We start from the raw sequence: 25,596 nt of genomic DNA, 5'->3' as shown, positions 1-25,596 counted from the left end.
AATCGCCGTGACTTCCGTGTCATTATTCTTATTTTTTGATCTCTAAATCTTTCAGCAAGTCTGCCACAAAATCACTAATCATTGGTTGGGCAGCGACATTCGGATGTATGCCATCTGCCATCATTAAATTACTGTTAATCGCAATACTGTCCATAAAAAAAGGCCACAGGGTAATATCATGTGTTTCTGCTAGTTGCGGATAAAGGGCGGTAAATTGCCTGACATAACGTGGTCCATAATTTGGCGGAATGCGTATTTGCATTAGCAACGGCTCGGCATTATGCTGCTTAACCAGAGTAATGATTTTGCTAAGGTTTGCCTGGATAAGTTCTACAGAAAAGCCACGCAGACCGTCGTTGCCACCCAGTTCAATAAGAACCACGTCCGGCTGATGTTCCGTCAGCAACGCAGGAAGTCTTGCCAGACCGCCTGCGGTGGTCTCGCCACTGATACTGGCGTTGATTAGCTGCCATTCAGTTTTATCCTGGAGCAGCGCCGGCCAGCCTTGCTGTTGCTGCATGCCGTATGCAGCACTGAGGCTGTCACCTAAGATAAGTAACTTGTCGGCATAGGTGACGTGACTGATTAAACCGATTAACAATAAAAAGATGATGCGCATGAATAAAACACCTGAATTACATATAAAAGCGTCAAACCTTGCTAAACGTGTCAAGGTCCCTGAGGGATCACTGACTATCCTGCATGATATCAGTCTTACAATCAATCGTGGGGAGACAGTTGCAATAGTTGGGGCGTCGGGTTCAGGTAAGTCAACCCTGCTAAGTTTGCTGGCCGGGCTTGATACACCAAGTGATGGTGAAATTTACATGGCAGACCAGCCATTGCACCAGATGTCGGAAGACGAGCGGGCAGGCGTCCGGGCCCGGGATGTCGGTTTTGTATTTCAGTCTTTTTTGCTGTTGCCCAGTTTAACTGCGCTGGAGAATGTAACGCTGCCCGCTGAACTGTCTGGTGACAAAACAGCCAGAGAGCGTGGCCTGGCGCTGTTAGAACAGGTTGGGTTAAGTGCCAGGGCCGATTTTTTTCCATCGCAATTGTCGGGCGGTGAGCAGCAAAGGGTTGCTATTGCCAGAGCATTTATTACCAAGCCTGCCATTTTATTTGCCGATGAACCGTCTGCCAACCTGGATGCAGTAACCGGTAAAATGATAGAAGACTTGCTGTTTGAACTGAACGATAGTCAGGGCACAACGCTGGTTTTGGTTACCCATAATGCCGAGCTGGCAGAGCGTTGTCAGTATCAGCATCAGATGCGCTCAGGTAGTTTTGTTAGCGCAGATATCTCAACAGAAGGTGCTGCAAATGTGGGCTAGTATTGCAGGTCGTCTGTTCTGGCGCGAACTGAAACGCGGTGAGCTCTGGGTTATCGCTTTTGCTTTGTTTCTGGCGGTTGCGTCTGTTGTCAGCTTAAGCGGCATAACTCAAAGTGTTAAAAGTGCGTTGCAGCAACGTAGTGCCCAGTTTACTGCTGCCGACAGGGTATTGGGTTCAAGTCAGCCGTTTGATGATAGTTTTTTTACTACGGCAGCTGAGCTTGATGTCGCTACCGCCCGGCAAATGCAATTTGACTCAATGTTATTTGCCGGCGAGCAAATGCAACTGGCCACAGTTAAGGCGGTTAGCGACAGTTATCCACTGCGTGGCGAGCTGGTTTTGCACCGCTCAGCCAGTATCAGCGCTGGCCCGCCCGGCCAATTGACACCCGGAGAAGTTTGGTTTGAAGCAAGGCTGCTTGATTTATTGCAGGTTCAACCAGGTGACACTATTGAACTGGGCGACGCTCAACTGGCTGTGGCCGGAGTTATTGTTAATGAGCCTGATGCGCCACTCAGTGTTTTTGGTGGGTCGCCCCGGGTAATAATGCACCTGGATGACGTGGCTGCAACCAATATTGTTCAACCTGGCAGCCGGATAAGTTACCGCTACTTATTTGCAGGCAGTTCTGCAGCACTGGACAACCTGACCACAGAACTGGAGCCAAAACTGTCGGTGCATCAGCGCTGGCGAAACCTCGATCGGGAATCTGCGATTGGCAGCGCACTGGAGCGGGCTGAACGCTTTTTGTTGCTGGCCGGATTATTAGGGATAGTGCTGGCGGCTTGTGCGGCGGCGGTGGCGGCAAGCCGCTACAGCCAACGGCATACTCAGGCAGTAGCCATTATAAAGGCGCTTGGAGCCACCACCGGCAGAGCCAGGTTACTGTACGGCAGCCATTTACTGTTGGTAGTACTGTTTAGCCTGGGTCTTGGGTTAATTGGCGGCCAGCTTGCTATTTTTGCCGCTGAGCTGGGGATTAGTCATTACATCAGTGATTACCGGACGGCGTTTAGTGTCAGGCCTTTATTGCTTGGTACCCTTACCTGTTTTATCTGCGCGTTGTTGTTCGCGGCCCGGCCATTATGGCAACTGGCTAAAACGCCTGCTATTGAGGTGCTTAAGCAACCGGCCGCAGCAGTTAGCCTGGACAAGTGGCAGCTGGTGTTTGGTGCGGTAGCAATCTGGGGCCTGATGTGGTTGTTCAGTGGCGAGCTGCTGATAAGTGTCGGTCTGTTTTTACTTTGTGCTTTGTTTGCTGCCATTCTACTGGGTTTTGCCGCCGTTATGGTTAAGCTTGCCAGACCGGTGGCTGCAGGGCAGAGTAGCGCAGGGCGACTGGCTCTGGCCAACTTACGCCGAAGGTTATGGCCGAACAGTTTTCAACTTATTACCTTCAGCCTGGCTATTTTTCTGACGTTGCTGTTGTATTTTTTACGTTCTGAACTGATTGGCCAGTGGCAGCAGCAAATACCGGAAGGTGCACCCAACCATTTTCTGGTTAATGTCAGTGCTGAGCAACGTGCTAAGGTAACCACATTTACTGCTGAAAATAATTTGCAGCCAGAGCCGTTTTACCCGGTGGTACGTGGGCGTTTAATCAGTATTAACAGTGAAACACTGCAGCAGGAAGCCACCAAGGAAGATCGCAGCGAGCAGCGGGTTGGGGTCGGTCGTGAACTCAATCTTACCTGGCTGGCGCAAATACCTGATAACAACAAGGTAATTGAAGGCCAGTGGTTTAGTGATAATGCCGCAGCAGAAGTATCAGTTGAGCAGGAAATTGCTGAGCGGTTACAGCTGACGCTTGGTGACAAACTTGACTTTTCTATTGGCGGGCAGCAGGTTAAGGCAACGGTTACCAGCATTCGGCAAGTTGACTGGAACAGTTTGCAACCGAATTTCTATATGATCTTAAGCCCGGACGTGCTGGCAACGTTTCCGGCTACATATATCACAGCCTTTTACCTGCAGCAGGGCAACGACAATCTGCTTAATCAGTTAGCCCGGCAAATGCCAACTGTAACGGTTATAAGTGTTGATGCCATTATTAATCAGGTTAACGATATTATTGCCCAGGTAACAATTGCCCTGAGTTTTATTTTATTGATCATTGCACTTGCTGCAGCGTTGGTACTGGTGGCTCAGGTGCAGGCAACAATAGAGCAACGGGAGCAGGAGCTGGCAATATTACGAACACTGGGTGCCAAGTATGTGTTTTTAAGAAATGCGCTATTGCTTGAGTTTGCTTTTCTGGGTGCATTGGCGGGTTCATTTGCCACTATTCTGGCAGAGCTGTTATTAATGGTGCTGCAACAACGGGTGTTTGAGATGCCGTTTCAGTTTCATTTTGCCTTGTGGTGGATGGGGCCGGCTATTGGCATAGTGTCAGTCAGTTTACTGGGCTGGTGGCAACTACGGCGGTTACTGCAAATTCCAGGTGCCGTGCTGATCCGGCGGGTTATCCAAAGCTGATTAGGTTTAATTATAAATCCAGATCTGCCAGCGCCGCTGGCAGTTTAGGATACTGAAATTTAAAGCCTGCTTCCAGCGCTTGCTGAGGCACAACTCGTTGGCCATATAGCAGAATATCAGCCATTTCACCAAATAGCAGCCGTAACATAAATGCTGGCATGGTCAGCCTGGCTGGCCGCTTAAGTCGCTCAGCCAGGGCCTGGCTGAATTGCTTATTGGTAACAGGTTTTGGCGCAACGGCGTTAAAAGGGCCGTGTAAGGTTGGCGAATGCAGCAGAAAATCAATCATTTTCACCATATCTGCAATATGGATCCATGACATATACTGCTGACCGTTACCAAGGGGGCCGCCCAGGCCAAAGCGGAACGCGGGTAGCATTTTTTTCAGCGCTCCGCCTTGATCAGATAAAACGATGCCGGTACGCAAAATACAAACCCTGGTTTTTTCGCTGGCTGCTCTTTGCGCCAGATTTTCCCAGCGGGCGCAAATATCATGGCTAAACTCAGGATAGAAAGCGCTGTGCTCTTCACTGACAAATTCCGGGCCTTGCCGGCCATAGTAACCAACGGCAGAGCCACTGATCAGGCAAGCCGGAGGTGAGCTTGCTGCCTGAATGTGTTCACTCAGCTGCTCGGTCAGTTGCCAGCGGCTATTACAAATACGTTGCTTTTGTTTGTCAGTCCATCTTTTATCGGCGATGGGTTCTCCAGCCAGATTAATAACTGCATCAAACTGGTTGAAATCAGCGTCCTTTAGATTATTGATATAGCTAAGACCAGCACTTTGCTGCATGCTGGAAGCAGGTTGCCGGGTTAACACCGTTAGCTGATGTTGATCACGCCAGTATTTAACTAAGGCAGAGCCAATCAGCCCGGTTCCTCCTGTGATAAAAATACGCATGCCGTGCTCCGTTTTATCCGCAACCTGTCGCTAAGTATAGCTGGTTGTTGCTGCTTTATTATTTGTTCACTGATAAGGTCAGTGATACTGAGTCAGCAAAGCGCAACGCGTGTGGTTTATCTATCTCGACTTCAGCAAAGCGCACTGCAGGATGGGCGCTGGCCAGTGCTAACACGTCTGCGGTTAGTTTTTCCAGCAGGCTGAAGCGGTTCATTTCAACCAGCTCAATAATTTGCTTGGTAATAGTGCGGTAGTTAAGCGCGTTATTCATATCATCACTGTTGGCCGCATTGTTGGCACTGTACTGAATTTTTGCATTAATAATAACGTCCTGTTTGTTATTAATTTCATCGTCTTTAATGCCGATAAAGGTTCGTAAGCGCAGGTTTTTGATTTTAATTGTTGCAGGGTTAAGTTCCATGTCGGATGTTCCTTAGATTGTTTAAACGGATTACGGTAGGAGCAGGTAGGGCGATCAGTGATTGCGTTAACCTATGTTGCTTAACTCTTTATTCAGGGAAAATCAGTTCGAATCTGGCGCCGCCCAGCGGGCTTTCGGTAATTTGCATACCGCCGGAATAAGACGACACCAATTCTGCAACAATAGATAAGCCAACGCCATGGCCATCTTTGTAGGTATCGAGCCGGGTACCACGGGTAAACAGCTTTTTGCGGGCGTCTCTGGCAATTCCGGGTCCATCATCGTCGATAATTAAATTTAATGGATTCTGGCTGACAGTCAGTTTTACCTGCTGTTGACAGGCCTTGCAGGCGTTATCGAGTAAGTTGCCCAGGATTTCCATAAGATCAGTCTCATCGCCCCGGAAGGTTGCATTTGCCGGGCAATCCAGCTGAATATTAAGGTTTTTATCGCGATAGATTTTTTGCAGGGCATTACAGAGTTTTTCAATATGGGGCAGGATTTCAAACTGCTTTTTCCAGATATCCTGACCCGAGCTGCTGGCCCGCTTTAATTGATGATCAATCATGGCACTGATCCGGTCCAGCTGTTCTTTTAATTCGGGTTGCTGGCTTAACACCGAGGTATTTAACACCGCAACCGGTGTTTTCAACGCGTGGGCAAGGTCGCTAAGGTGATTGCGGTAACGTTGCTTTTGCCGGTTCTGATTTGCCAGTAATAAATTCAGATCTTCTTTAATTGTGGTTAGTTCTGCCGGGTAATGACCATTGAGGTGGTCTTGCTCTCCACCTTCTAATTTACGTATTTCCTGATCAAGCTTACTCAGTGGCTTTGTTGTCCAGTAGTATGCGAGAACACTAAACAACACTAAAGCAGCACCAATCCAGATAAACCAGGTTAGCAGGGTATTACGAAAGCTGAGATAAGGTGCTGACAGCATGGTATCAGTTTGCACGATATGAATGGTTAGCGGCCGGATTTGTTCACCTGAATCAAATAGCAGCGCTATGCTCAGTAACCAGTATTTTTCGTTACCGCTGACGTACGGATAGAACATGACTTCGCCCGGCACCAGCAGCGTTTCAGGTGGATTAAATGACTGACTTAATGATGAGTCAGATTGCCATAGGATATTATTTAAAGGACTACTATCAGTGCCATCAATGCTACCAACTTCGTTGTTAAAACCAATACTGCTATTGTTAACGGTGTCGATGTCGTTCCCTGTAATATAGGCACTTAAACCTGAGTCAGGCCGGAAAAAGTCGGGCGACAGCGTGGTGTTACTCAGCTCAATTTTATCGTCCTGAATTTTTAAATCAGAAAGGATGGCATACATATGCACTTCAAGTTTCTGCTCGGCATTGGTCAGCAGCTGGGTAAAAAATGCCTGATCTATCGCCACAAAAGAACTGGGAAGCAGCAATAGCAACAACGCGATGCTTACCAGTCCCTGGCGTAGCTTGAGTGACAACGTCATATCAGCTGATAGTCAGATTAAAGCGATAACCACGGCCGCGTAGTGTTTCAATCGGTTTTAATTCGCCATCCGGGTCCAGTTTTTTACGTAAACGAAGTACGAAAACCTCAATAACATTGCTATCCAGATCAAAATCCTGATCATAAATATGTTCAGTTAATTCGGTCTTAGAAATGACTTTACTCGGATTGAGCATAAAGTATTCCAGTACTTTATATTCATAAGCAGTCAGACTGATCTCGGCATCATTTACCCAGACTTGCTGGGTTCTGCTGTTCAGCGACACCGGGCCGGCGCTCAACGTCGGATCGGGTTGACCGGCCGCCCGGCGGATCAATGCATTGCAGCGCGCCAACAGTTCTTCACCGTGAAATGGCTTGGTCAGGTAATCGTCTGCACCTGCATCCAGTCCTTCAACTTTCTCTTGCCAGCTGCCGCGAGCGGTTAAAATAATAATAGGGGTTTTGATTTCTTTCTGGCGGGCTTTACGGATAAGGGTCAGACCGTCCATTTTAGGTAAACCAATATCAATTACCGCTAAGTCATAAGGATATTCAGCCAGTTTGAACCAGCCATCATCGCCATCCTGAGCAATATCGACGCTGAACTGTTGTTGTAACAGCTGTTGTTTAATTTTTTCTGCTAGTAAGGCTTCATCTTCAACTACGAGTACCCGCATTATTTATCATCCCTTTCAACACGGCCGGTGCGATTATCGACCTTTACCGTAATTACTCTGCCATCAGCCTGGATTAAACGTATCCGGTAATGCCGGCTTTCGGCCTGAACTTTCAATATTTTCCCCGGATAACGTTGCTGAGCAAGCGTTGCTGCCTGCTCTTTCGTAATATCGGGTTGTTTATTACCAAGTGCTATGGCGTCAGGTGTCAATGTTAATACAGACAGCAAGATCAGCAACAGCAGTGAACGAAGCATGCGATTCTCCACATCCGGTTTAAGTTGTATGTTACCTAACAATACCAAACGCAACAATCAACTTAATAATGCAATGAGTAGTCAGACTATGCCAGACAGTATTAATTGTCGCTGAATAGAGACACCAGTACAATTAATAATAAAAGTTAAATAAATATTGCAAAAGTTAAAATATGGCCTAATTTATATTTGATTGGTATTTAAAATGTTGCTTCTCTGGGTTTTTCAGGTCACTGTTTAAACAACCAATCTGAACAGTTTTTAGTGGCTTAAAGTATTATCAATAGTTTTGCAGGGATGCGACCACATAATAAAGGAATACATGATGAAAAACTTAGCAATTGCATTGTTATTAACCGGCCTGACGTTAACTGCAAACCAAACTCTGGCAGCTAAACCGGGCAGCACACTTGATAAAAAAACGGCTACTGCTCAGCAACAGCAGAAACTGAATCTGAACAAAGCCAGTATCGAGCAACTGGAAGCTGTCCCCGGTATTGGTAAAGCCAAGGCGCAGGCGATTTTGGCTTATATTCAGGAAAAGGGCCCGATAACGAGCCAGAAACAATTGACAGAAGTTAAAGGAATTGGTGACAAACTGGCAGCAAAAGTCGCTCAGTACGTTAGCTTTAATTAGCAAGCTGCTGAGCCGTTGAGGTAAAGCCTTGGGCTTAATCGCCTAAGGCTTTCATTTGCTCGTTTGCCCACTGCACTGCAGTATGATAAGCATCGGGCACCTTCTCTGGTGCTATGGCCAGGTTACTGATGGCTTGGTTTGCCTGTTGCCACTGTGCCGCTTCATAGTGTTTTATCAGAGCAAGATATTCGGCTAATACCCCGCTGTTTTCGACCAGCGCATCTTTGATTTCTTTTGCCAGTGGCAATTTTTCCATTACGCTGGCAATGGGTTCATCTAAAATAGCATCCATTAGTGACATTAAACCGGTTAAAAAAGCTTTGCCGGTATCTACTTTGCCATCAATAATGGCTAGTGCTTCTGCAAACCTGGCACGGGTCATCGACATTCGCATCAGCTCGGCAGGCTTGTCGCTGCTTATTTGAGCGGTAAACAACAATGACAGGAATTTTTTAAGCTCAACCTGGCCTAAGACAACCAACGCCTGTTTAATTGTCTCTATTTCAGCTCTGCGTTTAAAAATAGAGGAGTTACTGTAGCGCAGCAGCTTATAAGACAGGCTGACATCACGCTGAAAAATATTGGTAATTTTGACCAGGTCCAGCTCTGCTTTTGAGGTTTCATACAGCAATTCAGCCAGGGTCATCTGGGCAGGTGACAGAGCCTTGGTTTGCATCATTTCAGGTTGCGAAAAAAAGAAACCCTGAAAGTAAGCGAAGCCCATATCCAGCGCTTGCTGAAACTCTTCGTTGGTTTCAACTTTTTCTGCAAGCAGCTTAATGTGAGGAAAGTCTGCAATGGCTTGCTGCACTGTTTTGATAGTATCAATATCGGTATTACGAAAATCAATTTTAATAATATCAATAAAAGGGTAAAAATGGCGCCAGACAGGCTGATGTATATAGTCATCAAGTGCCAGAGTGTAGCCCTGTTCTTTCAGATGCTGACATTCAGCTAATAGGCGTTTTCCGGGCTGTACTGTCTCGAGAATTTCAACCACTACCTGTTCTTTTGGCAGCATGCTTGGGTATTTTTTAAGTAGTGATTCCAGAGTGAAATTAATAAATCCCGGTTTGTCACCCAGAAAATCTTCCAGACCAAAACTGAATTGACTGCCTTCAATCATTTTAGAGGTGGCTTCATCGCCATCGATTTCAGGAAAGGCGTTACTCAGACCGTCCCGAAACAGTAATTCATAGGCGTACAGTACTTTATTTCGATCAAGAATTGGTTGGCGGGCAGCATAAAAATACATATAGCAGGGATCTCAAATCGTTTCTTATAGCTAATTTAGCAAACTTTCCCCACAACGCGATAGTATTTTGTTGCGTTGTGGGGATCTGGTCGGCTATCTCTGCTCAGTCAGTTGTTGTTCCATCTTACTAAACAGCGCCTGCACGCTCGGCGCCGGCCCACGGCTGAATTTGCTGACAACAATAATTGCCAGGGTACTGAGAATAAAGCCCGGCACTATTTCATATATTATGCTGCTTAAACTGGCGCCATTAATTGTAATGGGGGAATAGATCCAGATTAAGACTGTCAGCGCACCAACCACGATGCCACTGAGCGCACCGGCAAATGTCATTCTTTTCCAGTACAGACTCAGAATAATTAACGGCCCGAAGGCTGCACCAAAGCCTGCCCAGGCGTTGCTTACCAGTTGCAGTACTGAGCTGTCCCGATCATAAGCGAGAGCAATGGCCACTAAAGCAACAGCCAGCACAGACAAGCGGCCAATTAACACCAGCTCGCGCTGGCTGGCATCACGTTTAATAAAGGCTTTATAAAAATCTTCGGTTAACGAGCTTGATGTCACCAGTAATTGCGAGGAAATAGTACTCATTATGGCAGCCAGAATTGCCGCCAGTAAGAAACCGGCAATAAAGGGATGAAACAGAAATTGTGAAAAGACAATAAAGATGGTTTCGGGATCGCTGAGCGTCATTTTAGTTTGGGCAACATAAGCAATTCCGACGAAGCCTGTCATCAGGGCGCCGACTATGGTTACCAGCATCCAGCTCATGCCAATTCGACGGGCTGTTTTAATGTCTTTTACCGAACGAATTGCCATAAAACGAACAATAATATGAGGCTGGCCAAAGTAACCGAGGCCCCAGGACAGGGCGGAGACGATGGCAATTGCTGACGACGCGCCAACCCAGTTAATCAGCTGTGGATCAATCGATTCGGCTACTTGTTTTACTTCACTGAAACCACCCAGATGGTCAAGCGCCACCACAGGCACCAGCACCAGCGAAATAAACATAATACAGCCCTGCACGAAGTCGGTCATGCTGACTGCCATAAAACCACCAATCAGGGTATAAATAACCACAACGCCTGCGGTTATATAAAGGCCGAGCTCGTAGCTGAGGCCAAATGAGCTTTCAAACAATTTGCCGCCGCCTACCACACCTGAAGAAGTGTAAAGCGTAAAGAAAATAACAATAACCAGTGACGATACGACCCGCAGCAGCCGGGTTTTGTCTTCAAAGCGTTTTTCGAAGTAATCAGGAATGGTAATCGCATCATGCGCGACCTCGGTATAAACCCGTAATCTTGGTGCAACCACTATATAGTTAATGTAGGCACCTATCAGCAAGCCAACAGCTATCCATGCGCTACTTAAACCGGTCAGATACATCGCACCAGGTAGCCCCATCAGCATCCAGCCGCTCATATCAGATGCGCCGGCGGATAGTGCGGTAACACCCGGGCCCAGTTTACGACCGCCTAGCATATAGCCTGAAACACTCTCGTCGGTATTGCGGTAAGCGTATAAACCAATACCTATCATGGCCGCAAAATAGAGACCTAAAGCAAAAATAGTTGCAGTTTCCAAAACATAGACTCCTTATTATTTGTTTTTATGCTAACAAGATGAACCCTGGCTTACCAGCGCTTTATGCCTGTTTAAAAAACGCCGGCATTAGCCGGCGACAAGGTATTTTCTGCTCTGGTAACTAAATCCCGATCTGTCGCATCAAGCTGCGACAGGTTCTGGCAAGGCGTTATTCGGGATAAAGCGGTGCCAATTGATCCTCTCTTTGTGGCTTGGCACTGACAGGCCGATAGTCTGCCCACGCTTGAAATAATGCTGTGCCCTGCCAGTTTACGGCGCTGTCGCTGTACAGTGCCGCATTTAACTGCGTCACCTGTTCCTTAAGGGCGCCCGGTGAGAGCTGCTGACTCAGAGTCGTTAACGAGCCATGGCTGAGTATTCTCTGATGGCGGGCCCATAACAGCAGCTGTTCGCGGGCTGCTGCTTTGTTGTTACTGTTGCATGCGCTGCGCAGGGATTTGCTGTCAAAGGAAGACCTTGCAGTTTTTTGTAGCTGAGGCTGTTGCTGCCTTACCTGACGCTGCCGCCAGATTAGCAATGCCAGGGTTAACAGCCAGCCGGACAGCAAGGCTGAACTGGTATAGTTCCAATTCCAGTTTGAGCTGGATTGAGGAAGGGGAGTGGGGTTTGCCAGTGGGGCTGCTGGTTCACTGCCAATTGTTGGCGTGGCCGGCCGGTTGGGATTGGCCTGAACCTGCACCGTTCGTCCCGGCAACACTGTTTGTTCAAGGCGGTCAGTCTGGCTGTTCCACCAGGATATCTTTACCTCTGGCAGTTCAAATTCACCGGCCGTATTGGCAATAATGGCACTGGTTATCACTTTTTGGGCAACAAGCCGTCCTGAACGCTCTGCACCTCTGGCTTGAGGTTGCTCCTGATATACCCGAAAGCCATCGGGCATGCTGATATTAAGCTCTGGCAACTGGTTTTCTGAAACATCTACTGCTGATAACGTGATAATCCGGGTTACCGGTTCACCCTGCGTCAGTTGTTGCTGATCAGGTTGCCATTCTTCATTAAGCGTAACCAGCCCGGCAACCAGCCAGTCACCGGTGTAGCCTGCAGGTTGAGGCTGCACTGTGATAGAAAGGGGCTCGGCTTCCCGGACAATGGTTCTGCTGCGGGCAAAATAGCTCTGCCTCGCACTGTCACGGTCGATAACATCTCCGGTAAACGTCGGCGGAGCTATAGTAAATTCACCACTACGCTGTGGCGTTATTGCATAGCGGCGGGTAATGGAACGATAGCGTTCTCCGTCAATCAGCTCTGTGCCTTCCTGATCCTGACCTACCTGTTGGATCAGCGCATCATCCAGTTGCGGTTCAGAAAGACTGCCTCGCTGAATATCTCCGCTGAAATAGATAGTCACATCGTAGTACACCATTTGCTGCACCATCAGCTCGTCACTGCTGACTTTACTTTGCAGAAACACATCGCGCAGAGTGCCGGAACCTTGCTGCACCGGCAGCACTTCTATTTTAATCGGCTGGCTGCTGACATTATCAACAGTAAAAGCCGGAATGGTAAAACTACCACTTGCCTTTGGCAGCAAGGTTACTGTCCAGACGGTGCTGTGGCTGACGTCACCGTTTATAACCCGGGTACTCTGGTTAACGGATGGCACCATCACGGTAAAGTTATTGTCCAGAACTCTGAAATTAATACTGCTGGCAGGCAGCCTGCTGTTGGCAGTGACTTCCAGCAGCACACTCTCTCCAAGCATCACCGGGTTTTTATCCAGGCGTGCTTCCAGCTGACTAACCGCAAAAGCTGGCGAACTGAGTAATACGCTAAGTAGCGTGCATAGCAGCACTCCCGAAAATAACAGACCCCGTACTACCATTCTTGTTCTACTCCTTTTGGTAAGGCATTCTGGCGGCGCTTCTGATACTCAAGGCTCATCCGGTTGCGTAGTAACAGCCCGGGATCGTCCTGTACCTTGCGCAATAAGTTATCCAGCTGCTGCTGCTCTTCCTGATTGGCGTTTGGCCACATTTCACGGATAGCTTGCTGCATTTCGTTTTCAGCCAATTGCTGCTGCTCCTGCTGTTCAGCTAAAGAGGCCTGTTGGTCCGGCTGCTCTTGCTCAGCTCCGTCCGGATCTTGCTGTTGCGGCACTGAACCTGGCTCGCCTGTTTCAGGAGCATCGTTATTTTGCTGGTCGCTGCTCTGGCCCTGATCTTCACTGTCACCAGCAGACTCTTCTGAGTTGTCACTGCCATCCTTTGCTTGCTGTTCACCTTGCTGTTGCTCGCCGTCTTGCTGCTGACCATCCTGCTGCTGTTGTTTTTGCTGTTGCTGTTGCAACTGATTCAGTAATTCGGCATTTTGTTTAGCCTGCTGATGTTCCGGGTTCAGCGCCAGTGCCTGCTGATAACTCGCCAGCGCTTCGTCATACTTTTGTTGCATTGCCAGGCTGTTACCAAGGTTGGCGTAAGCATCAGCCGTTGGCTGTTGTGCGGCTGCTTCACTAAATGCCCGGGCGGCGCCGGCATAATCACCAAGCCGGTAGGCAGCATTGCCTTGCCACAGCGGATCGCTGAATTTTTGGCGGGCCTGTTGATAATCCTCCTGCTGATAGTCTGCTATGGCTTGCTGAGCTGGTGTTTGCCACAAATCACGCCAGACATCGGCTTTGGCATCGGGGAAATAGCACAAAGGCAACAGAACCAGTACCGGTGCCCGTTTTGCCAGATACAACGCCAGCGGTAACAGCAGCCACACCAGATACACAGCGTTGTCCTGCCACAGATCTGCGGCAAACTGCTCCGTCTGCTCTGCCTGTTGCTGAAACTGACTATTGATAGTTGCCAGCAGTCTGGCTATATCGTCGTTACCACTGCCCGCGATTGCAAAGCTACCCCGACCTTTACGAGCCAGCGCCGCCAGTTGCGATAACGGCACCTGCGGAATAACAACTGCGCCGCGGCTGTCTTTCAGTAACTGACCGCTTTCAAGCTGCACCGGTGCTCCTTGTTCAGTGCCAAACGCCATAACAGACAACCGGTGCGGCCAGCTGTCCAGCTGTTGTAAAATACGGGAATAGTCTGCAGAGGAAAACCCGTCGGTAAACAGCACTACATCGCCTTGGTTCTGCCCGGCCTGACGCAGCAAATCGGAGGCCTGAGCCAGCGCTGCGGCAATATTCGAGCCTTGCACCGGCATCAGTTCAGGTTTCAGTTCATTAAGTAACAACCGTACGTTATTGAAGTCAGGGGTTAGTGGCGAGATTACAAAGGCGTCGCCTGCAAAGCTAATCAGTGCCAGTTCACCCTCTGCCAGCTCGTCAATAAAATCCAGTGCTTTAAAGCGCTGCTGACTGAATCTGTCAGGTGACATATCAGTGGCCCGCATTGACATTGACATATCAACGACGAGCACTGTTGCCTTATTCAGGGTAAACGCCGGCTGTGGCTGTTGTTGCCAGCTGGGGCCGGCCAGCGCCAGCACGCTTAACAGCCAGCACAACAATAAAACCGGCAGGGCAAGGCGGTTGCGTTGCAACAACAGCTGGCCACTTAGCATCAGTTGCTGCAGATGCGGGGCGATAACCCGCTGCCAGGCACTGCTTTGCTGCCGGTAATTTAAGATCAGTAACCACAACAGAAGCGCTGGCAGCAGTGCCAGCAACCACCAGGGCCGGAGTAAGTGAAAATCAGCCAGCAGGTTCATATAACCTCCGCCAGTTAATTTGCCGAACTGCCAACGCAAAAGACAATATTAACGCCAGGGCCAGTGGCCAGTGCAGCAGACTGTGCTGTGGCCGGTATGTCAGGTTGTCGCGGCTGATCGGTTCCAGTTGATCCAGCAACTGATAAATTTGTGCCAGTTCGCCCAGGTTACGGGCACGAAAATAACGGCCGCCTGTCTCACTGGCAATATGATTTAATAACTGTTCATCTAAATCCTGTGATGGGTTAACAGTGCGCCGGCCAAGAATAGTTTGCTGGATCATTTGATCAGCGCCAACCCCGACCGTATAAATTTTAATGCCAGCCGCTTTTGCCAGAGCCAGGGCTTCCAGAGGCTGGATATTACCGGCATTATTGGCACCGTCACTTAACAGGATCAGTACCTTATTACTGGTTTCATATTGATTTAAGCGTTTTACGGCCAGCCCAATAGCTTCGCCAATTGCGGTTCGCTGCCCAACCAGTTTCAGTTGGCTGTCATCCAGAAACGATTGCACAGTCGCCAGATCATAAGTTAGCGGAGTTTGCTGATAGGCGGCATCAGCAAACAGGATCAGGCCAAGCCGGTCACCGTTGCGTTGCAAAATAAAATCGCCTACCACCCGTTTGACTGCCGATAGCCGGTTCATGCTCTGGCCATCCAATACCATGTCGTTTATGTCCATTGAGCCGGAAAGGTCAATCGCCAGCATCAGATCGCGGCCTTGCTGTGGCAGGGTGACTGGCTCACCCAGCCAGCGTGGCTGACAGGCTGCCAGAACCAACATAATCCAGATTATTGCTTTTGGCAGCGTTGCTACGTGGCGCCTCCACCCGGGCTTGTGCTGCTGCTTACCAGCTATTCTGGCCAGTGCCGGCAGATGTAGCACACTACCGCTATCTTGCTGGCGCTTTTTAAAAAATAACGGCACAACAGCAAGTAGTAACAGCCAGGGGTATGTAAGCTCAAACATCGGCTACCTCCTGCGATAACATCTGGCTTTGGCTGCTGGCTATTGTGGCAGGCCGCAATTGCTTAAGCCATTGCCTGGCGAAGTTATAAAACTGCTGGCTATCGTCACTGTTATCATTTTCATCACTATCACCACTTGTCTGATAAAGCAGATAAGCAAGCGGTGGCAGCGGTGTGCCGGGCAGTTGTTGTTGTAAAAAATGCTGCCATTGTCTGGTACTGGCGGTTAGTACCGGATGCCTGGGCGCATAGTGCTTGATAACCCGCTTTAACAACTGATTAATTTGATTTGAGGCGCTGGGCGGTATCTTCGCAAGCAGGGCGATAGCCTGGCGCTTTGCCGCCAGATAACGCCGGCGCTGATAAACACGCCAGCCGCTGTATACCAAAGCAATAATTGCTATTACGATTAAAATATAGCCGCCGGGGGGGATCTGCCATGACAGTTGATAAGCTGGCTCGGCAATGTCCACCAGTTGTTCAAGTAATTGCTGCTTAGCGGCCATGATGAATTTGCTCCAACTGGCTGATAATTGGCTCACCGGCGCTGATGTCCAGATATCTGCAGCCAACCTGTTGTAAAGCCGTTTTCAGCCTGCTTTGCTGCTGCTGCTGCTGTTGCAGATAACGCTGGCGTAAACTGCTGTCGGCCAGTTCGGCTGTAACAACCTGCTGCAAATTGCTAACCGCGGCAGTGCCACGAGCTGTTGACGGCAGCGCCCGCTCCAGCGGATCACTGATCTGACAGCAGGTAACTTCATTGTGCTGACTGATTGCTCTGATATGTCGTAACGTTTGTTCATCAACCTGGCCGAAATCCGACAGGATATAAACCAGACTGCCGGGGCGGCTCAGTCGTCGTTGTTGGCCCAGCGCTTGTGACAGGGTTAAACCATTGGTTTTTATTGCACCCTGATGGCATTGCTGCAATGCCTGCAGGTAGCGCAATACGCCGTGGCTGCGGCCCTGTGGTTTTAGCTCCCGATGCTGTTGGTTGCTGAATACCAGGCCACCCAGTTTGTCGCCATGTTGTTTAACATGCCAGGCAATGACCGCTGCCAAATGAGCGGCCTGCACAGATTTAAACAACAAATTGCTGCCAAAACGCATGCTGTCGGTTAAGTCGGTAACAATAAAAACCGGCCGTTCTTTCTCTTCCCTGAACAGTTTAGTGTGTACTTTGCCACTGCGTGCCGTAACCCGCCAGTCGATAGTGCGGACATCATCGCCAGGCTGATAATGCCTTACTTCGTCAAACTCCATGCCGCGGCCTTTGCTGCGTGCCAGGTAGGTGCCGGCCAGTTTGCTTTGAATACTGATGGTGGGTTTCAGGTTCAGCACCTTAGTATGACGCTGATACCATAGCAATTCCGGCAGCCCGACCGAACTACCGTCAGCATGTAACTGCTTGAGCCATTGACTGGCCGAAAACGCGCTATTCATATCGTATGTCAGGGTACAGGTACACAATTAAGGATTTCAGTCAGTACATCGTCGGTAGTGATCCCCTCAGCCTCAGCGGTGTAGGTTAAAATCAGACGGTGACGAAGTACATTGTGAAACACGGCCTGAATATCGTCCGGGGTGACAAAATCACGATCGGCCAGCCAGGCTTTAGCCCGGGCACAGCGCTCCAGTGCTATTGAAGCCCGCGGGCTGGCACCATAGCTTACCCAGGACGCCAGCTTAGTGCTGTAAGCGGCGCCATTACGGGTAGCCATGATGAGTTGCACAATATAGTCTTCCAGACTTTCCGCCAGATGCAGCTGCAATGCAGCCTGGCGGGCATTGAATATGTCCTGCTGGCTGATGGCTGGTGGTTGTTCAGGCGCTTTATTCATCGCTTCGTTACGGGTAAGCCTGAGGATCTGACGTTCTGTTTCAGCGTTCGGATAGTCAACTTTTAAATGCAGTAAAAAGCGATCAAGTTGCGCTTCAGGCAACGGGTAGGTGCCTTCCTGCTCAAGCGGGTTCTGCGTTGCCATTACCAGAAATAACTCCGGTAACTGATACGTAGTCCGGCCAACGGTAATCTGCTTTTCAGCCATCGCTTCCAGCAGTGCAGACTGCACTTTTGCCGGCGCCCGGTTAATTTCGTCAGCCAAAATAATATGGTGGAACAGAGGCCCGGACTGGAATTCAAACTGGCCGGTTTCAGGCCGGTAGATGTCAGTACCGGTTAAATCGGCAGGCAATAAATCGGGCGTAAACTGTACCCGGTGAAATTCTGCTTCTACCCCGTGAGCCAACGCATTTACAGCCCGGGTTTTTGCCAGGCCTGGTGGTCCTTCTACCAGTAAATGACCATTAGCCAGCAGGGCCAGCAAAATACCTTCAGTAAGCTCAGGTTGGCCCAGTACCTGACTGTCGAGATAGGTTTTTAAGGCGGAAAACGCATTTACCATAGTGATATAAGTCTTTTGGTTAAAAGTTTCGGTTATTTTCTGCACAGTTAGCGCTAAAAACAGCTAGGCTATGACGTTATAACCTAAATAAGGTTCAGTTTGCATTAAAACAAGTGTTTTAATTAGCCACAACTGTCGTTACAATCAGATTATCTTTACAGGTCAGACCTGTTTTGTCTGGCCTATTTCGAGTTAAACAAGAGGAAAGCCATGTCAGCGCCTATTAAACTTCATACCCGTAGTGGCGATCGGATAGCGATTGTCTCGGGCTTACGTACGCCTTTTGCCAAACAAGCGACCGAGTTACACGGCGTTTCGGCGCTGGATCTGGCAAAACTGGTGGTTAACGAGTTGCTTATCCGCAGCGAGCTTGATGCAAATCTGGTGCAGCAAGTGGTGTACGGCCAGGTGGTGCAAATGCCGGAAGCGCCAAACATTGCCCGGGAAATTGTGTTAGGAACGGCAATGGGGGTGCATACCGACGCTTACAGCGTTACCCGGGCATGCGCTACCAGTTTTCAGTCGGTCGCCAGTGTTGCCGAATCGATGATGGCCGGCACCATAGAGATTGCTATTGCCGGGGGCGCCGATTCAAGCTCAGTACTGCCTATCGGCGTCAGTAAGAAGCTGGCGCGGGCACTGGTTGATATGAATAAAGCCAAAACCTTTGGTCAGAAGCTCGGTATTTTACGTCGGCTTGGCCTGAAAGACCTGATGCCGGTGCCACCAGCTGTTGCTGAATACAGCACCGGCCTTTCGATGGGCGATACGGCAGAGCAAATGGCCAAGACGCATGGTATCAGTCGCCAGGCACAGGACGAAATGGCCCACCGCTCGCACAGTCTGGCGGCAAAAGCCTGGCAAAATGGCTTAATGGCGAATGAAGTCATGACAGCGCATGTGGAGCCTTACAACAAGTTTCTTGATATCGACAACAATATCCGGATGGACTCAAAGCTGGAGTCATATGCTAAGTTACGGCCGGTGTTTGACCGTACTCATGGTACCGTTACTGCCGCCACCAGTACGCCACTGACTGATGGCGCTTCGGCGGTACTGATGATGACCGAAAGCCGGGCCAAAGCACTCGGTTATAAGCCATTAGGTTACATTCGCAGCTATGCATTCTCTGCCATAGGTGTGCATGAAGATATGCTGATGGGGCCAAGCTATGCCACACCTATTGCACTGGATAGAGCCGGCATGAACCTTGGTGACCTTACCCTGATTGAAATGCACGAGGCATTCGCTGCCCAGGCGCTGGCCAACGTTAAAATGTTTGCCAGTCAGAAATTTGCTGAAGAAAAACTTGGCCGCAGCAAAGCGATTGGCGAGATTGATATGGACAAATTTAATGTTAATGGTGGTTCTTTAGCCTATGGCCATCCGTTTGCCGCTACCGGCACCCGTCTGATTGTACAGACCCTCAATGAGCTGCAGCGTCGTGGTGGCGGTACAGGCTTGACCACCGCCTGTGCTGCGGGTGGTTTGGGTGCAGCGATGATTGTGGAGACTGAATAATGACTAAACAACAAACCAGTTTCAGCCTGGAAATACGCGATGATCAGGTAGCGGTTGTCACCATGGATATACCCGGTGAAAGCATGAACGTATTAAAAGCGTCTTTTGCTGATGAAATTGATGGCATTTTAACGACGATTCAAAGCAACAGCAGCGTCAAAGGTGTGGTTTTTATCAGTGGTAAAAAAGACTCTTTTATCGCCGGTGCCGATATTTCAATGCTTGATAGCTGCGAAACCGCCGGGCAGGCTGAAGATATCGCCCGGATGGGCCAGCAGATGTTTGACCGCATTGAACAGCTGAAAATACCGGTAGTGGCAGCTATTAATGGCCCTTGCCTTGGTGGCGGCCTGGAGCTGGCAATGGCTTGTCATGCCAGAATAGCAACAGATTCAGCAAAAACCGTACTGGGCTTGCCTGAAGTGCAGTTAGGCTTACTGCCTGGCAGCGGTGGTACGCAGCGTTTACCGCGTTTAGTTGGCGTGCAAAAGGCACTGGATATGATGCTGACCGGCAAACAACTTCGGGCGTCGCAAGCCAGAAAGGCCGGCCTGGTTGATGAAGTGGTGCCGGCAACAATTTTACTGGAAGCCGCCGTAAAGCGTGCGTTGCAGGGCAAAGCTAAAGTTACTTCAAAAAGCAAAGGGTTACTGGCTAAACTGCTTGAGAACACCGGTCCCGGCCGTAATTTACTGTTTTCTCAGGCAATGAAGCAAACACTTAACAAGACCCAGGGCAATTATCCGGCACCGGTGCGGATCATTGAGGTGGTTCGCAAAGGTCAGGACAGCGGCTATGCAGCCGGTCTGGCGGCGGAAGCTACGGCATTTGGTCAGTTATGTATGACGCCAGAGTCGGCGGCATTGCGCAGCTTGTTTTTTGCCACTACACAGATGAAAAAAGAAACCGGAGCCGGCGATACCCAGCCACAAAAAGTGAAAAAAGTGGCGGTACTTGGTGGTGGTCTGATGGGCGGCGGCATTGCCAATGTCAGCAGTACCAAGGCCGGAGTGCCGGTTCGAATTAAAGATATTAACGAGCAGGGCATAAGTAATGCTCTTAAATACAGCTACAATTTGCTGCAGAAAAAGTTCAAGCGCCGTTTTATCAGCAAAGCTGAAATGCAAAAGCAGTTGCTGCTATTGACCGGTACTACCGATTACAGCGGCTTTCATGATGTTGATTTAGTCATTGAAGCGGTGTTTGAAGATCTAAGCTTAAAACAGCAAATGGTTGCGGATGTTGAACAACACTGTGCTGAGCACACAGTCTTTGCCAGCAATACCAGCTCGCTGCCCATTAGCCAGATCGCTGAGAAAGCAACCAGACCTGAGAATGTGATTGGTCTGCATTATTTTTCGCCGGTTGATAAAATGCCACTGGTTGAGGTTATTGCTCATGACAAGACGTCAGCGCAGACCATCGCTACCACTGTTGCTTTTGCCCGCAAACAGGGTAAAACGCCAATTGTGGTAAAAGATGGTGCCGGGTTTTATGTTAATCGTATTCTGGCGCTGTATATGAACGAAGCGGCTAACCTGCTACTGGCAGGGGAGCCAATTGAAAAAATCGACAAAGCGCTGGTGAAATTTGGTTTCCCGGTTGGACCCATCACATTATTAGATGAAGTGGGTATTGATGTTGGCGCAAAAATTTCGCCAATTCTTACCGAGCAACTGGGTGAGCGTTTTGCACCACCTCCGGCATTTGATACCTTACTGGCCGACGGCCGCAAAGGTAAAAAATCTGCAAAAGGTTTTTATCTGTATGGTAAGGCAGCGAAAAAAGGCAGCAAAACGGTCGATAGCAGCGTGTATAACGTGCTGGGTGTTACCCCGGGTAGCAAACTTAGCAGTGATGCGATCGCCAGCCGTTGTACTGCCCAGATGCTGAATGAAGCGGTGCGTTGCCTGGATGACGGTGTAATCAAATCAGCCCGGGATGGTGATATCGGTGCCATTTTTGGAATTGGTTTCCCGCCATTTCTGGGCGGACCGTTTCGCTATATCGATACCCTTGGCGTAACTAACCTGGTCGCAACATTGCGGCAGTTGCAGGCCGAACACGGTGAGCGGTTTGCGCCATGCCCGCGCCTGCTAGCCATGGCTGAACAAAATAGCCGTTTTTATAGTTAATTGTTGCAAAAGCTGGCTTTTGCAAAAAATCAACGAAAGCTTAACAGCGATAAGCGACCACAGGCGGTATAATAACCGCCAGTGGTGTCTCTGTTTTTATTAAGGATGTTTCGGTGTTTTTAGTACCTGTTGTCTGGTTGGCTGTTGCACTTGGGGTTTATATTGCGGCGCTGCGTAGTGGTATGCAGGCATTGCAATGGGCAGTGGCTGCAATGTTTACCGGGCCTTTTTTGCTACCGCTGTTTAATAGCCATAAACGGCTGCTGTTGTGCAAAGCACGCGGCAAAAACAGCAGTTTATTCCGGCCCTAGTATAAAACGTAATTAAGCCGCCAGGCTGCTAATGTGCTTGCGAAGATGGCCAATGATCTGTTGCAATAACTGTTCATTGGTTGCCTGATGTAAGGTGGCAGCAAATAATTCTCTGCTCATCTGTGGCGCACTGTCTACTCTTCTGAGGCGATTGTTTTCTAATAAGGGCTGCACCATTATTTGTGGCAGATAAGCTGTTGCAGGGCAATGCAGCATCATTTCCAGTGCAATTTTAGCACTGCCGGTCCGAAGTGCCGGTGGCGGCATATCTGCAAAGTGCTTGGCATGTTGAATATCAAAAGAGGTGCCCCAGTCCATCAGAATGTAATGTTGTGCCATCGCGGCGCTGGCTTCAGTATGGGTACTGCTGGTAACTGCTATCAGTTTGATGTCTTCCAGCTTTTCTACCTGTATTTCGTCAACCTTTGGTGGGTCAAACACCACAGCCAAATCAAGATTACGTTCCAGCAGCAGTCTGCCAATCTGCTCTCTCCCCAGAGATTCTGCGCGCCAGGCCAGGTCAGGGTAGTGCTGTTGCACCTGGATAAAGCCCGGTAACAGAAAGCTGTCCCAAACATTGGCCGTTGCGGCAATAGACAGTTGCTGGGCCTGCTTGTTGCTTAATGCTACTTCCTGCTTGGCGCGTTGCAACGCCGTTAGCATTGCCTGAGCGTGTGGTAGCAGGCGATCTCCGGCAGCTGTTAGCTGAATATTATTGCGGTAGCGGCTAAATAAGTTCACGCCAAGCTGCTGTTCTAATTGCCGAATACGAAAGCTTACGGCTGATTGAGTTAAATACAGGTTTTCAGCCGCCTTGCCAAAATGGCGGGTACGCTGCACTTCCAGAAAGGTTTTTAGCAGTTCAGTATCCAAGGTAGAGCCTTAAATTTATTTATCGTGTCAATAAAAAATATTTGTTTTACGACTGGAATTTTGTTAACCATACTCCGCACAGTTTAAACAGGCTGGCTTTATATTCAACGACATTAGAGGAAAAAAGTGATGCAGCAAAGTTTTGTCGCTACTCGTCGCTTTTTCGATGATCGCAATTTCCCTCGTGGTTTTACGCGGTCCGGGCGCTTTACCCTGGCAGAAGGTAATCTGCTGGAAAAACATGGTTTCGCGATGCAGCAGTTGGAGCAAGGTGCACGTGAGCCGGTAAATGAGGAAGAGCAACGCTTTCTTCTGGTTTGCCGGGGAGAAGCTGAAGCGAGCTCTGCCTATGAAAAAACCTGGGTTAAGTACAAACAGCGCTTGAATGAAAAACGCAAATTTCATACTGTTTTTGGTAAAAAACGAATAGCTGATGGCGCCGACGATTTTTCTTACGTCGAAACTGATAGCGATTAAAGCCCTCCGGGGCTTTTTTTATCGCAGTTTTTGGATTAAACCATCAGCCGGGTATTGCTGACAGCCTGGCCCGTTGTTTCTGCGCAGCTAAAAATTCGGCAAAGTCTGCTGCTGAAAGTGGCTTGCTGTAATAAAAACCCTGAATGGTTTCGCAGCGCAATTTACGCAGCATATCTAACTGGTCTTTGGTTTCAACGCCTTCAGCAACCACATTAAGGCTCAGGTTATGGGCGATAGTGACAATGGTATCTACCATATTCCTGCCGCGGGCATTATCCATATCGTCGATAAAGGCTTTATCAATTTTCAGGGTGTTTAGCGGAAATTGCTTCAGGTAAGCAAGGGATGAATAGCCGGTACCAAAATCATCCATGGCCAGATGGATCCCCCGGGCCCGTAATTTTTTCATGGTATCAATTGCCAGTTTTGGCGACTGCATTACGGTACCCTCAGTGATCTCAAGTTCCAGATGGTAAGAGGGCAGCTCACATTGCTCGAGAACATCATCAATTTGCTGGCATAGATTGGGCAGCATAAATTGTTTAGCCGACAGGTTAACGGCAACCCGCCCCTGAAATAACCCTAATGCCAGCCATCTTTTCACGTCTTCACAGGCTTTACGCAGTACAACTGCACCAATTTCAACAATCTGGCCGGTTTCCTCAGCCACCGGAATAAAACTGGCCGGGCTGACCAGGCCGCCTTTCGGGGTAATAAAACGTACCAGCGCTTCCATGCCAACTACGTTTCCGGTCAGGATATCCATCTTCGGCTGGTAGTAGACACTGAAGTAATCTTCTTTTAACCCATAGCGAATTAAGTTTTCGACCTGTAGCCGCTTTACCGCCTGTTTATTCATACTGTCGTTGAAGAACAGGTAACGGTTGGCGCCATCATTTTTCGCATGGTACATCGCGGTATCGGCGTTACGAAGCAGGGCCTGAGGGTCGCTGCCATCATCCGGAAACAACACAATACCAATGCTGCTGGTTACAGCCAGTTCATGCTGACTGATAAAAAATGGGCGGTTAATTTGCTCCAGCAAGCCTTTGGCCATGGAGGTGATGGTGTGAATATCATTGGTATCGTTAAGTAATACCGCAAATTCATCGCCGCCAAGCCGGTAAAGCTTATTCTGGTATCGTGGGTCGGAATGCAGTCGCTGGGCTAACTTACATAGTAAGGTATCGCCGAGTTCATGACCCAACGAATCGTTAATTTTTTTAAAATTGTCTAAATCAAATACCAGTAGTGCATGCACGACATCGACGGTTACCAGGCTGGCCAGCTTAGACATAAACACCGCCCGGTTTGGTAAGCCGGTCAGGGTGTCGTTATTCGCCAGCCGGCTTAACTCGGCCTCGCGTGCCTTACGGTCGGTAATATCTGATAAGACACCAACGTATTGTAGCGGGATACCTTCTTCATCTTTGATAACATCAAATGCCAGTTCAGCCTGATAAATGTCACCATTGTCTTTTTGTTCGCGGATTTCACCGCTCCAGCGGCCATGTTTAGCCAGTTGCAGCTGAATATCCTGCATAAACCGGCTGGGGTACAGTGACAATTCAAATCGGCTATGAACTACCTCTGAGCGATCTTTGCCAGTTATGCTGCTAAATGCCGGGTTAACTTCAATAATAGTAAACTGGGTATCACAAACCAGGACGGCGTCCGATATATTTTCCAGGCAGCGGGCAAACAGTTGCATTCTGCCTTCTGCTTCTTTCAGCTGATGAATGTTTTTCAGGGTGCCGGTCATCCGGCTCGGGCTACCGTTAGTGGCATAAGCCACGACTTTACCTCGGTCCAGCACCCAGATGTAATGGCCCTCGGCCGTTCGCAATCGGTAGGTTGCTTCAAAAAAGGCGCTGCCACCATTTAAATGTTCATTTAAAAGGTTAATTACCCGGTTTAAATCCTGAGGGTGAATTTGTTGTTTGTTCGGCGGAAAATCATGGGTTTCTGGTTTTAGTTCAACCGGTTTTAACCAGGAACTGGAGCGATACAGCTCGCCTGACAAAATTCGCCAGTCCCATAATTCGTCACCGCTGCCCCATAATGACAACCGCAGACGTTCTTCACTTTTGGCAAGCCGTTTGTGGTAGCGCCGCATCTTAACAATGCTGGCGTGGGCCAGTAGTAGGGCAGCACAGGCAAAAAATAATACGGCAGAAAAGATATAGGGCTGTACGCTGTC

At 49.0% G+C, this 25,596-nt stretch carries 23 protein-coding genes; 7 read left to right on the top strand and 16 right to left on the bottom strand.

Features of this window, described 5'->3' with window-relative positions; genetic code table 11:
- Positions 1-28 precede the first annotated feature (28 nt).
- Entirely contained in the window at positions 29-619 is a 591-nt protein-coding gene (locus KQY15_RS01050) for an arylesterase (RefSeq protein WP_217666543.1), read from the bottom strand.
- Between KQY15_RS01050 and KQY15_RS01045 the strand changes: the two genes are divergently transcribed.
- Positions 618-1,334, top strand: a complete 717-nt coding sequence (locus KQY15_RS01045) for an ABC transporter ATP-binding protein (RefSeq protein WP_217666542.1) — start codon at positions 618-620, stop codon at positions 1,332-1,334. The two genes, KQY15_RS01050 and KQY15_RS01045, sit on opposite strands and share 2 nt — an antisense overlap.
- The gene (locus tag KQY15_RS01040; protein ID WP_217666541.1) at positions 1,324-3,810 is read left to right on the top strand and encodes an ABC transporter permease; all 2,487 of its coding nucleotides are present in this window, start codon (positions 1,324-1,326) and stop codon (positions 3,808-3,810) included. The genes KQY15_RS01045 and KQY15_RS01040 overlap by 11 nt, the downstream gene beginning before the upstream one ends.
- 10 nt (positions 3,811-3,820) lie before the next feature.
- Here KQY15_RS01040 and KQY15_RS01035 read toward each other — a convergent pair whose 3' ends face one another.
- The 5 genes from KQY15_RS01035 to KQY15_RS01015 all read right to left on the bottom strand — a co-directional run bounded on the left by KQY15_RS01035 (position 3,821) and on the right by KQY15_RS01015 (position 7,548).
- Entirely contained in the window at positions 3,821-4,711 is an 891-nt protein-coding gene (locus tag KQY15_RS01035; RefSeq protein WP_217666540.1) for a TIGR01777 family oxidoreductase, read from the bottom strand.
- 58 nt (positions 4,712-4,769) lie between these two features.
- Positions 4,770-5,132, bottom strand: a complete 363-nt coding sequence (gene folX / locus KQY15_RS01030) for a dihydroneopterin triphosphate 2'-epimerase (RefSeq protein ID WP_217666539.1) — start codon at positions 5,130-5,132, stop codon at positions 4,770-4,772.
- An 88-nt stretch (positions 5,133-5,220) separates the two neighbouring features.
- On the bottom strand, positions 5,221-6,612 hold the full coding sequence (locus KQY15_RS01025) for an ATP-binding protein (protein ID WP_217666538.1): 1,392 nt from the start codon (positions 6,610-6,612) through the stop codon (positions 5,221-5,223).
- A 1-nt stretch (position 6,613) separates the two neighbouring features.
- Entirely contained in the window at positions 6,614-7,291 is a 678-nt protein-coding gene (locus KQY15_RS01020; RefSeq protein ID WP_217666537.1) for a response regulator transcription factor, read from the bottom strand.
- The gene (locus KQY15_RS01015) at positions 7,291-7,548 is read right to left on the bottom strand and encodes a PepSY domain-containing protein (RefSeq protein WP_217666536.1); all 258 of its coding nucleotides are present in this window, start codon (positions 7,546-7,548) and stop codon (positions 7,291-7,293) included. The genes KQY15_RS01020 and KQY15_RS01015 overlap by 1 nt, the downstream gene beginning before the upstream one ends.
- 325 nt (positions 7,549-7,873) lie before the next feature.
- On the opposite strand from KQY15_RS01015, the gene KQY15_RS01010 reads away from it, so the two are divergent.
- Entirely contained in the window at positions 7,874-8,185 is a 312-nt protein-coding gene (locus tag KQY15_RS01010) for a ComEA family DNA-binding protein (protein ID WP_217666535.1), read from the top strand.
- Positions 8,186-8,219: 34 nt separating this feature from the next.
- Here the strand turns inward: KQY15_RS01010 and KQY15_RS01005 are convergent, their stop codons facing one another.
- From KQY15_RS01005 to KQY15_RS00970, 8 genes are all read right to left on the bottom strand, one after another.
- Positions 8,220-9,440: an EAL and HDOD domain-containing protein gene (locus KQY15_RS01005; RefSeq protein WP_217666534.1), complete on the bottom strand. Its 1,221-nt coding sequence runs from the start codon at positions 9,438-9,440 to the stop codon at positions 8,220-8,222.
- 93 nt (positions 9,441-9,533) lie between these two features.
- Positions 9,534-10,985 carry a sodium/proline symporter PutP gene (gene putP, locus KQY15_RS01000; RefSeq protein ID WP_254795411.1) on the bottom strand — a complete coding sequence of 484 codons (1,452 nt, stop codon included), beginning with the start codon at positions 10,983-10,985 and terminating at the stop codon, positions 9,534-9,536.
- Positions 10,986-11,199: 214 nt separating this feature from the next.
- Positions 11,200-12,873 (bottom strand): BatD family protein, encoded by a 1,674-nt coding sequence (locus KQY15_RS00995; RefSeq protein ID WP_217666532.1) that lies wholly within the window; start codon positions 12,871-12,873, stop codon positions 11,200-11,202.
- The gene (locus KQY15_RS00990; protein ID WP_217666531.1) at positions 12,867-14,702 is read right to left on the bottom strand and encodes a VWA domain-containing protein; all 1,836 of its coding nucleotides are present in this window, start codon (positions 14,700-14,702) and stop codon (positions 12,867-12,869) included. The genes KQY15_RS00995 and KQY15_RS00990 overlap by 7 nt, the downstream gene beginning before the upstream one ends.
- Positions 14,686-15,675, bottom strand: a complete 990-nt coding sequence (locus KQY15_RS00985; RefSeq protein ID WP_217666530.1) for a vWA domain-containing protein — start codon at positions 15,673-15,675, stop codon at positions 14,686-14,688. Before KQY15_RS00985 ends, KQY15_RS00990 begins: the two co-directional genes overlap by 17 nt.
- Entirely contained in the window at positions 15,668-16,180 is a 513-nt protein-coding gene (locus KQY15_RS00980; protein WP_217666529.1) for a DUF4381 domain-containing protein, read from the bottom strand. Before KQY15_RS00980 ends, KQY15_RS00985 begins: the two co-directional genes overlap by 8 nt.
- Positions 16,170-17,117, bottom strand: a complete 948-nt coding sequence (locus KQY15_RS00975; protein ID WP_217666528.1) for a DUF58 domain-containing protein — start codon at positions 17,115-17,117, stop codon at positions 16,170-16,172. Before KQY15_RS00975 ends, KQY15_RS00980 begins: the two co-directional genes overlap by 11 nt.
- Positions 17,118-17,125: 8 nt before the next feature.
- Positions 17,126-18,079 carry an AAA family ATPase gene (locus tag KQY15_RS00970; RefSeq protein ID WP_217666527.1) on the bottom strand — a complete coding sequence of 318 codons (954 nt, stop codon included), beginning with the start codon at positions 18,077-18,079 and terminating at the stop codon, positions 17,126-17,128.
- A 210-nt stretch (positions 18,080-18,289) separates the two neighbouring features.
- On the opposite strand from KQY15_RS00970, the gene fadI reads away from it, so the two are divergent.
- The 3 genes from fadI to KQY15_RS00955 all read left to right on the top strand — a co-directional run bounded on the left by fadI (position 18,290) and on the right by KQY15_RS00955 (position 22,046).
- Positions 18,290-19,600, top strand: a complete 1,311-nt coding sequence (gene fadI / locus KQY15_RS00965) for an acetyl-CoA C-acyltransferase FadI (RefSeq protein ID WP_217666526.1) — start codon at positions 18,290-18,292, stop codon at positions 19,598-19,600.
- Complete coding sequence (fadJ, locus tag KQY15_RS00960) at positions 19,600-21,735, top strand: fatty acid oxidation complex subunit alpha FadJ (protein WP_217666525.1); 2,136 nt, start codon at positions 19,600-19,602, stop codon at positions 21,733-21,735. The genes fadI and fadJ overlap by 1 nt, the downstream gene beginning before the upstream one ends.
- A 113-nt stretch (positions 21,736-21,848) precedes the next feature.
- On the top strand, positions 21,849-22,046 hold the full coding sequence (locus tag KQY15_RS00955; RefSeq protein ID WP_217666524.1) for a hypothetical protein: 198 nt from the start codon (positions 21,849-21,851) through the stop codon (positions 22,044-22,046).
- Between the two features lie 12 nt (positions 22,047-22,058).
- On the opposite strand, the gene hdfR is transcribed toward KQY15_RS00955, so the two are convergent.
- Complete coding sequence (hdfR, locus tag KQY15_RS00950; protein ID WP_217666523.1) at positions 22,059-22,919, bottom strand: HTH-type transcriptional regulator HdfR; 861 nt, start codon at positions 22,917-22,919, stop codon at positions 22,059-22,061.
- A 129-nt stretch (positions 22,920-23,048) separates the two neighbouring features.
- Here hdfR and KQY15_RS00945 point away from each other — a divergent pair, with 129 nt between their 5' ends.
- Complete coding sequence (locus KQY15_RS00945) at positions 23,049-23,396, top strand: MaoP family protein (RefSeq protein ID WP_217666522.1); 348 nt, start codon at positions 23,049-23,051, stop codon at positions 23,394-23,396.
- 43 nt (positions 23,397-23,439) lie between these two features.
- Here the strand turns inward: KQY15_RS00945 and KQY15_RS00940 are convergent, their stop codons facing one another.
- The gene (locus KQY15_RS00940; protein ID WP_254795381.1) at positions 23,440-25,512 is read right to left on the bottom strand and encodes a putative bifunctional diguanylate cyclase/phosphodiesterase; all 2,073 of its coding nucleotides are present in this window, start codon (positions 25,510-25,512) and stop codon (positions 23,440-23,442) included.
- Positions 25,513-25,596: the final 84 nt, after the last annotated feature.

This window comes from Arsukibacterium indicum (genome assembly GCF_019100565.1).
Classification (GTDB): domain Bacteria; phylum Pseudomonadota; class Gammaproteobacteria; order Enterobacterales; family Alteromonadaceae; genus Alishewanella; species Alishewanella indicum.
The sequence above is the reverse complement of the archived record's forward strand: the minus strand, read 5'-3'. Positions and strand labels throughout refer to the sequence as shown.

Excerpts from the sequence above, each read along its gene's own strand:
- KQY15_RS01035 (WP_217666540.1), bottom strand. The coding sequence starts at position 4,711 with ATGCGTATTTTTATCACAGGAGGAACCGGGCTGATTGGCTCTGCCTTA.
- KQY15_RS01040 (WP_217666541.1), top strand. The coding sequence starts at position 1,324 with ATGTGGGCTAGTATTGCAGGTCGTCTGTTCTGGCGCGAACTGAAACGC.
- KQY15_RS00945 (WP_217666522.1), top strand. The coding sequence starts at position 23,049 with ATGCAGCAAAGTTTTGTCGCTACTCGTCGCTTTTTCGATGATCGCAAT.
- KQY15_RS00990 (WP_217666531.1), bottom strand. The coding sequence starts at position 14,702 with ATGAACCTGCTGGCTGATTTTCACTTACTCCGGCCCTGGTGGTTGCTG.
- KQY15_RS01015 (WP_217666536.1), bottom strand. The coding sequence starts at position 7,548 with ATGCTTCGTTCACTGCTGTTGCTGATCTTGCTGTCTGTATTAACATTG.
- KQY15_RS01045 (WP_217666542.1), top strand. The coding sequence starts at position 618 with ATGAATAAAACACCTGAATTACATATAAAAGCGTCAAACCTTGCTAAA.
- putP (WP_254795411.1), bottom strand. The coding sequence starts at position 10,985 with ATGATAGGTATTGGTTTATACGCTTACCGCAATACCGACGAGAGTGTT.
- KQY15_RS01005 (WP_217666534.1), bottom strand. The coding sequence starts at position 9,440 with ATGTATTTTTATGCTGCCCGCCAACCAATTCTTGATCGAAATAAAGTA.
- KQY15_RS00975 (WP_217666528.1), bottom strand. The coding sequence starts at position 17,117 with ATGAATAGCGCGTTTTCGGCCAGTCAATGGCTCAAGCAGTTACATGCT.
- KQY15_RS00985 (WP_217666530.1), bottom strand. The coding sequence starts at position 15,675 with ATGTTTGAGCTTACATACCCCTGGCTGTTACTACTTGCTGTTGTGCCG.
- KQY15_RS01010 (WP_217666535.1), top strand. The coding sequence starts at position 7,874 with ATGAAAAACTTAGCAATTGCATTGTTATTAACCGGCCTGACGTTAACT.
- KQY15_RS00980 (WP_217666529.1), bottom strand. The coding sequence starts at position 16,180 with ATGGCCGCTAAGCAGCAATTACTTGAACAACTGGTGGACATTGCCGAG.
- KQY15_RS01020 (WP_217666537.1), bottom strand. The coding sequence starts at position 7,291 with ATGCGGGTACTCGTAGTTGAAGATGAAGCCTTACTAGCAGAAAAAATT.
- KQY15_RS00970 (WP_217666527.1), bottom strand. The coding sequence starts at position 18,079 with ATGGTAAATGCGTTTTCCGCCTTAAAAACCTATCTCGACAGTCAGGTA.
- KQY15_RS01025 (WP_217666538.1), bottom strand. The coding sequence starts at position 6,612 with ATGACGTTGTCACTCAAGCTACGCCAGGGACTGGTAAGCATCGCGTTG.
- KQY15_RS00995 (WP_217666532.1), bottom strand. The coding sequence starts at position 12,873 with ATGGTAGTACGGGGTCTGTTATTTTCGGGAGTGCTGCTATGCACGCTA.
- KQY15_RS01050 (WP_217666543.1), bottom strand. The coding sequence starts at position 619 with ATGCGCATCATCTTTTTATTGTTAATCGGTTTAATCAGTCACGTCACC.
- fadI (WP_217666526.1), top strand. The coding sequence starts at position 18,290 with ATGTCAGCGCCTATTAAACTTCATACCCGTAGTGGCGATCGGATAGCG.
- fadJ (WP_217666525.1), top strand. The coding sequence starts at position 19,600 with ATGACTAAACAACAAACCAGTTTCAGCCTGGAAATACGCGATGATCAG.
- KQY15_RS00940 (WP_254795381.1), bottom strand. The coding sequence starts at position 25,512 with ATGCGGCGCTACCACAAACGGCTTGCCAAAAGTGAAGAACGTCTGCGG.
- folX (WP_217666539.1), bottom strand. The coding sequence starts at position 5,132 with ATGGAACTTAACCCTGCAACAATTAAAATCAAAAACCTGCGCTTACGA.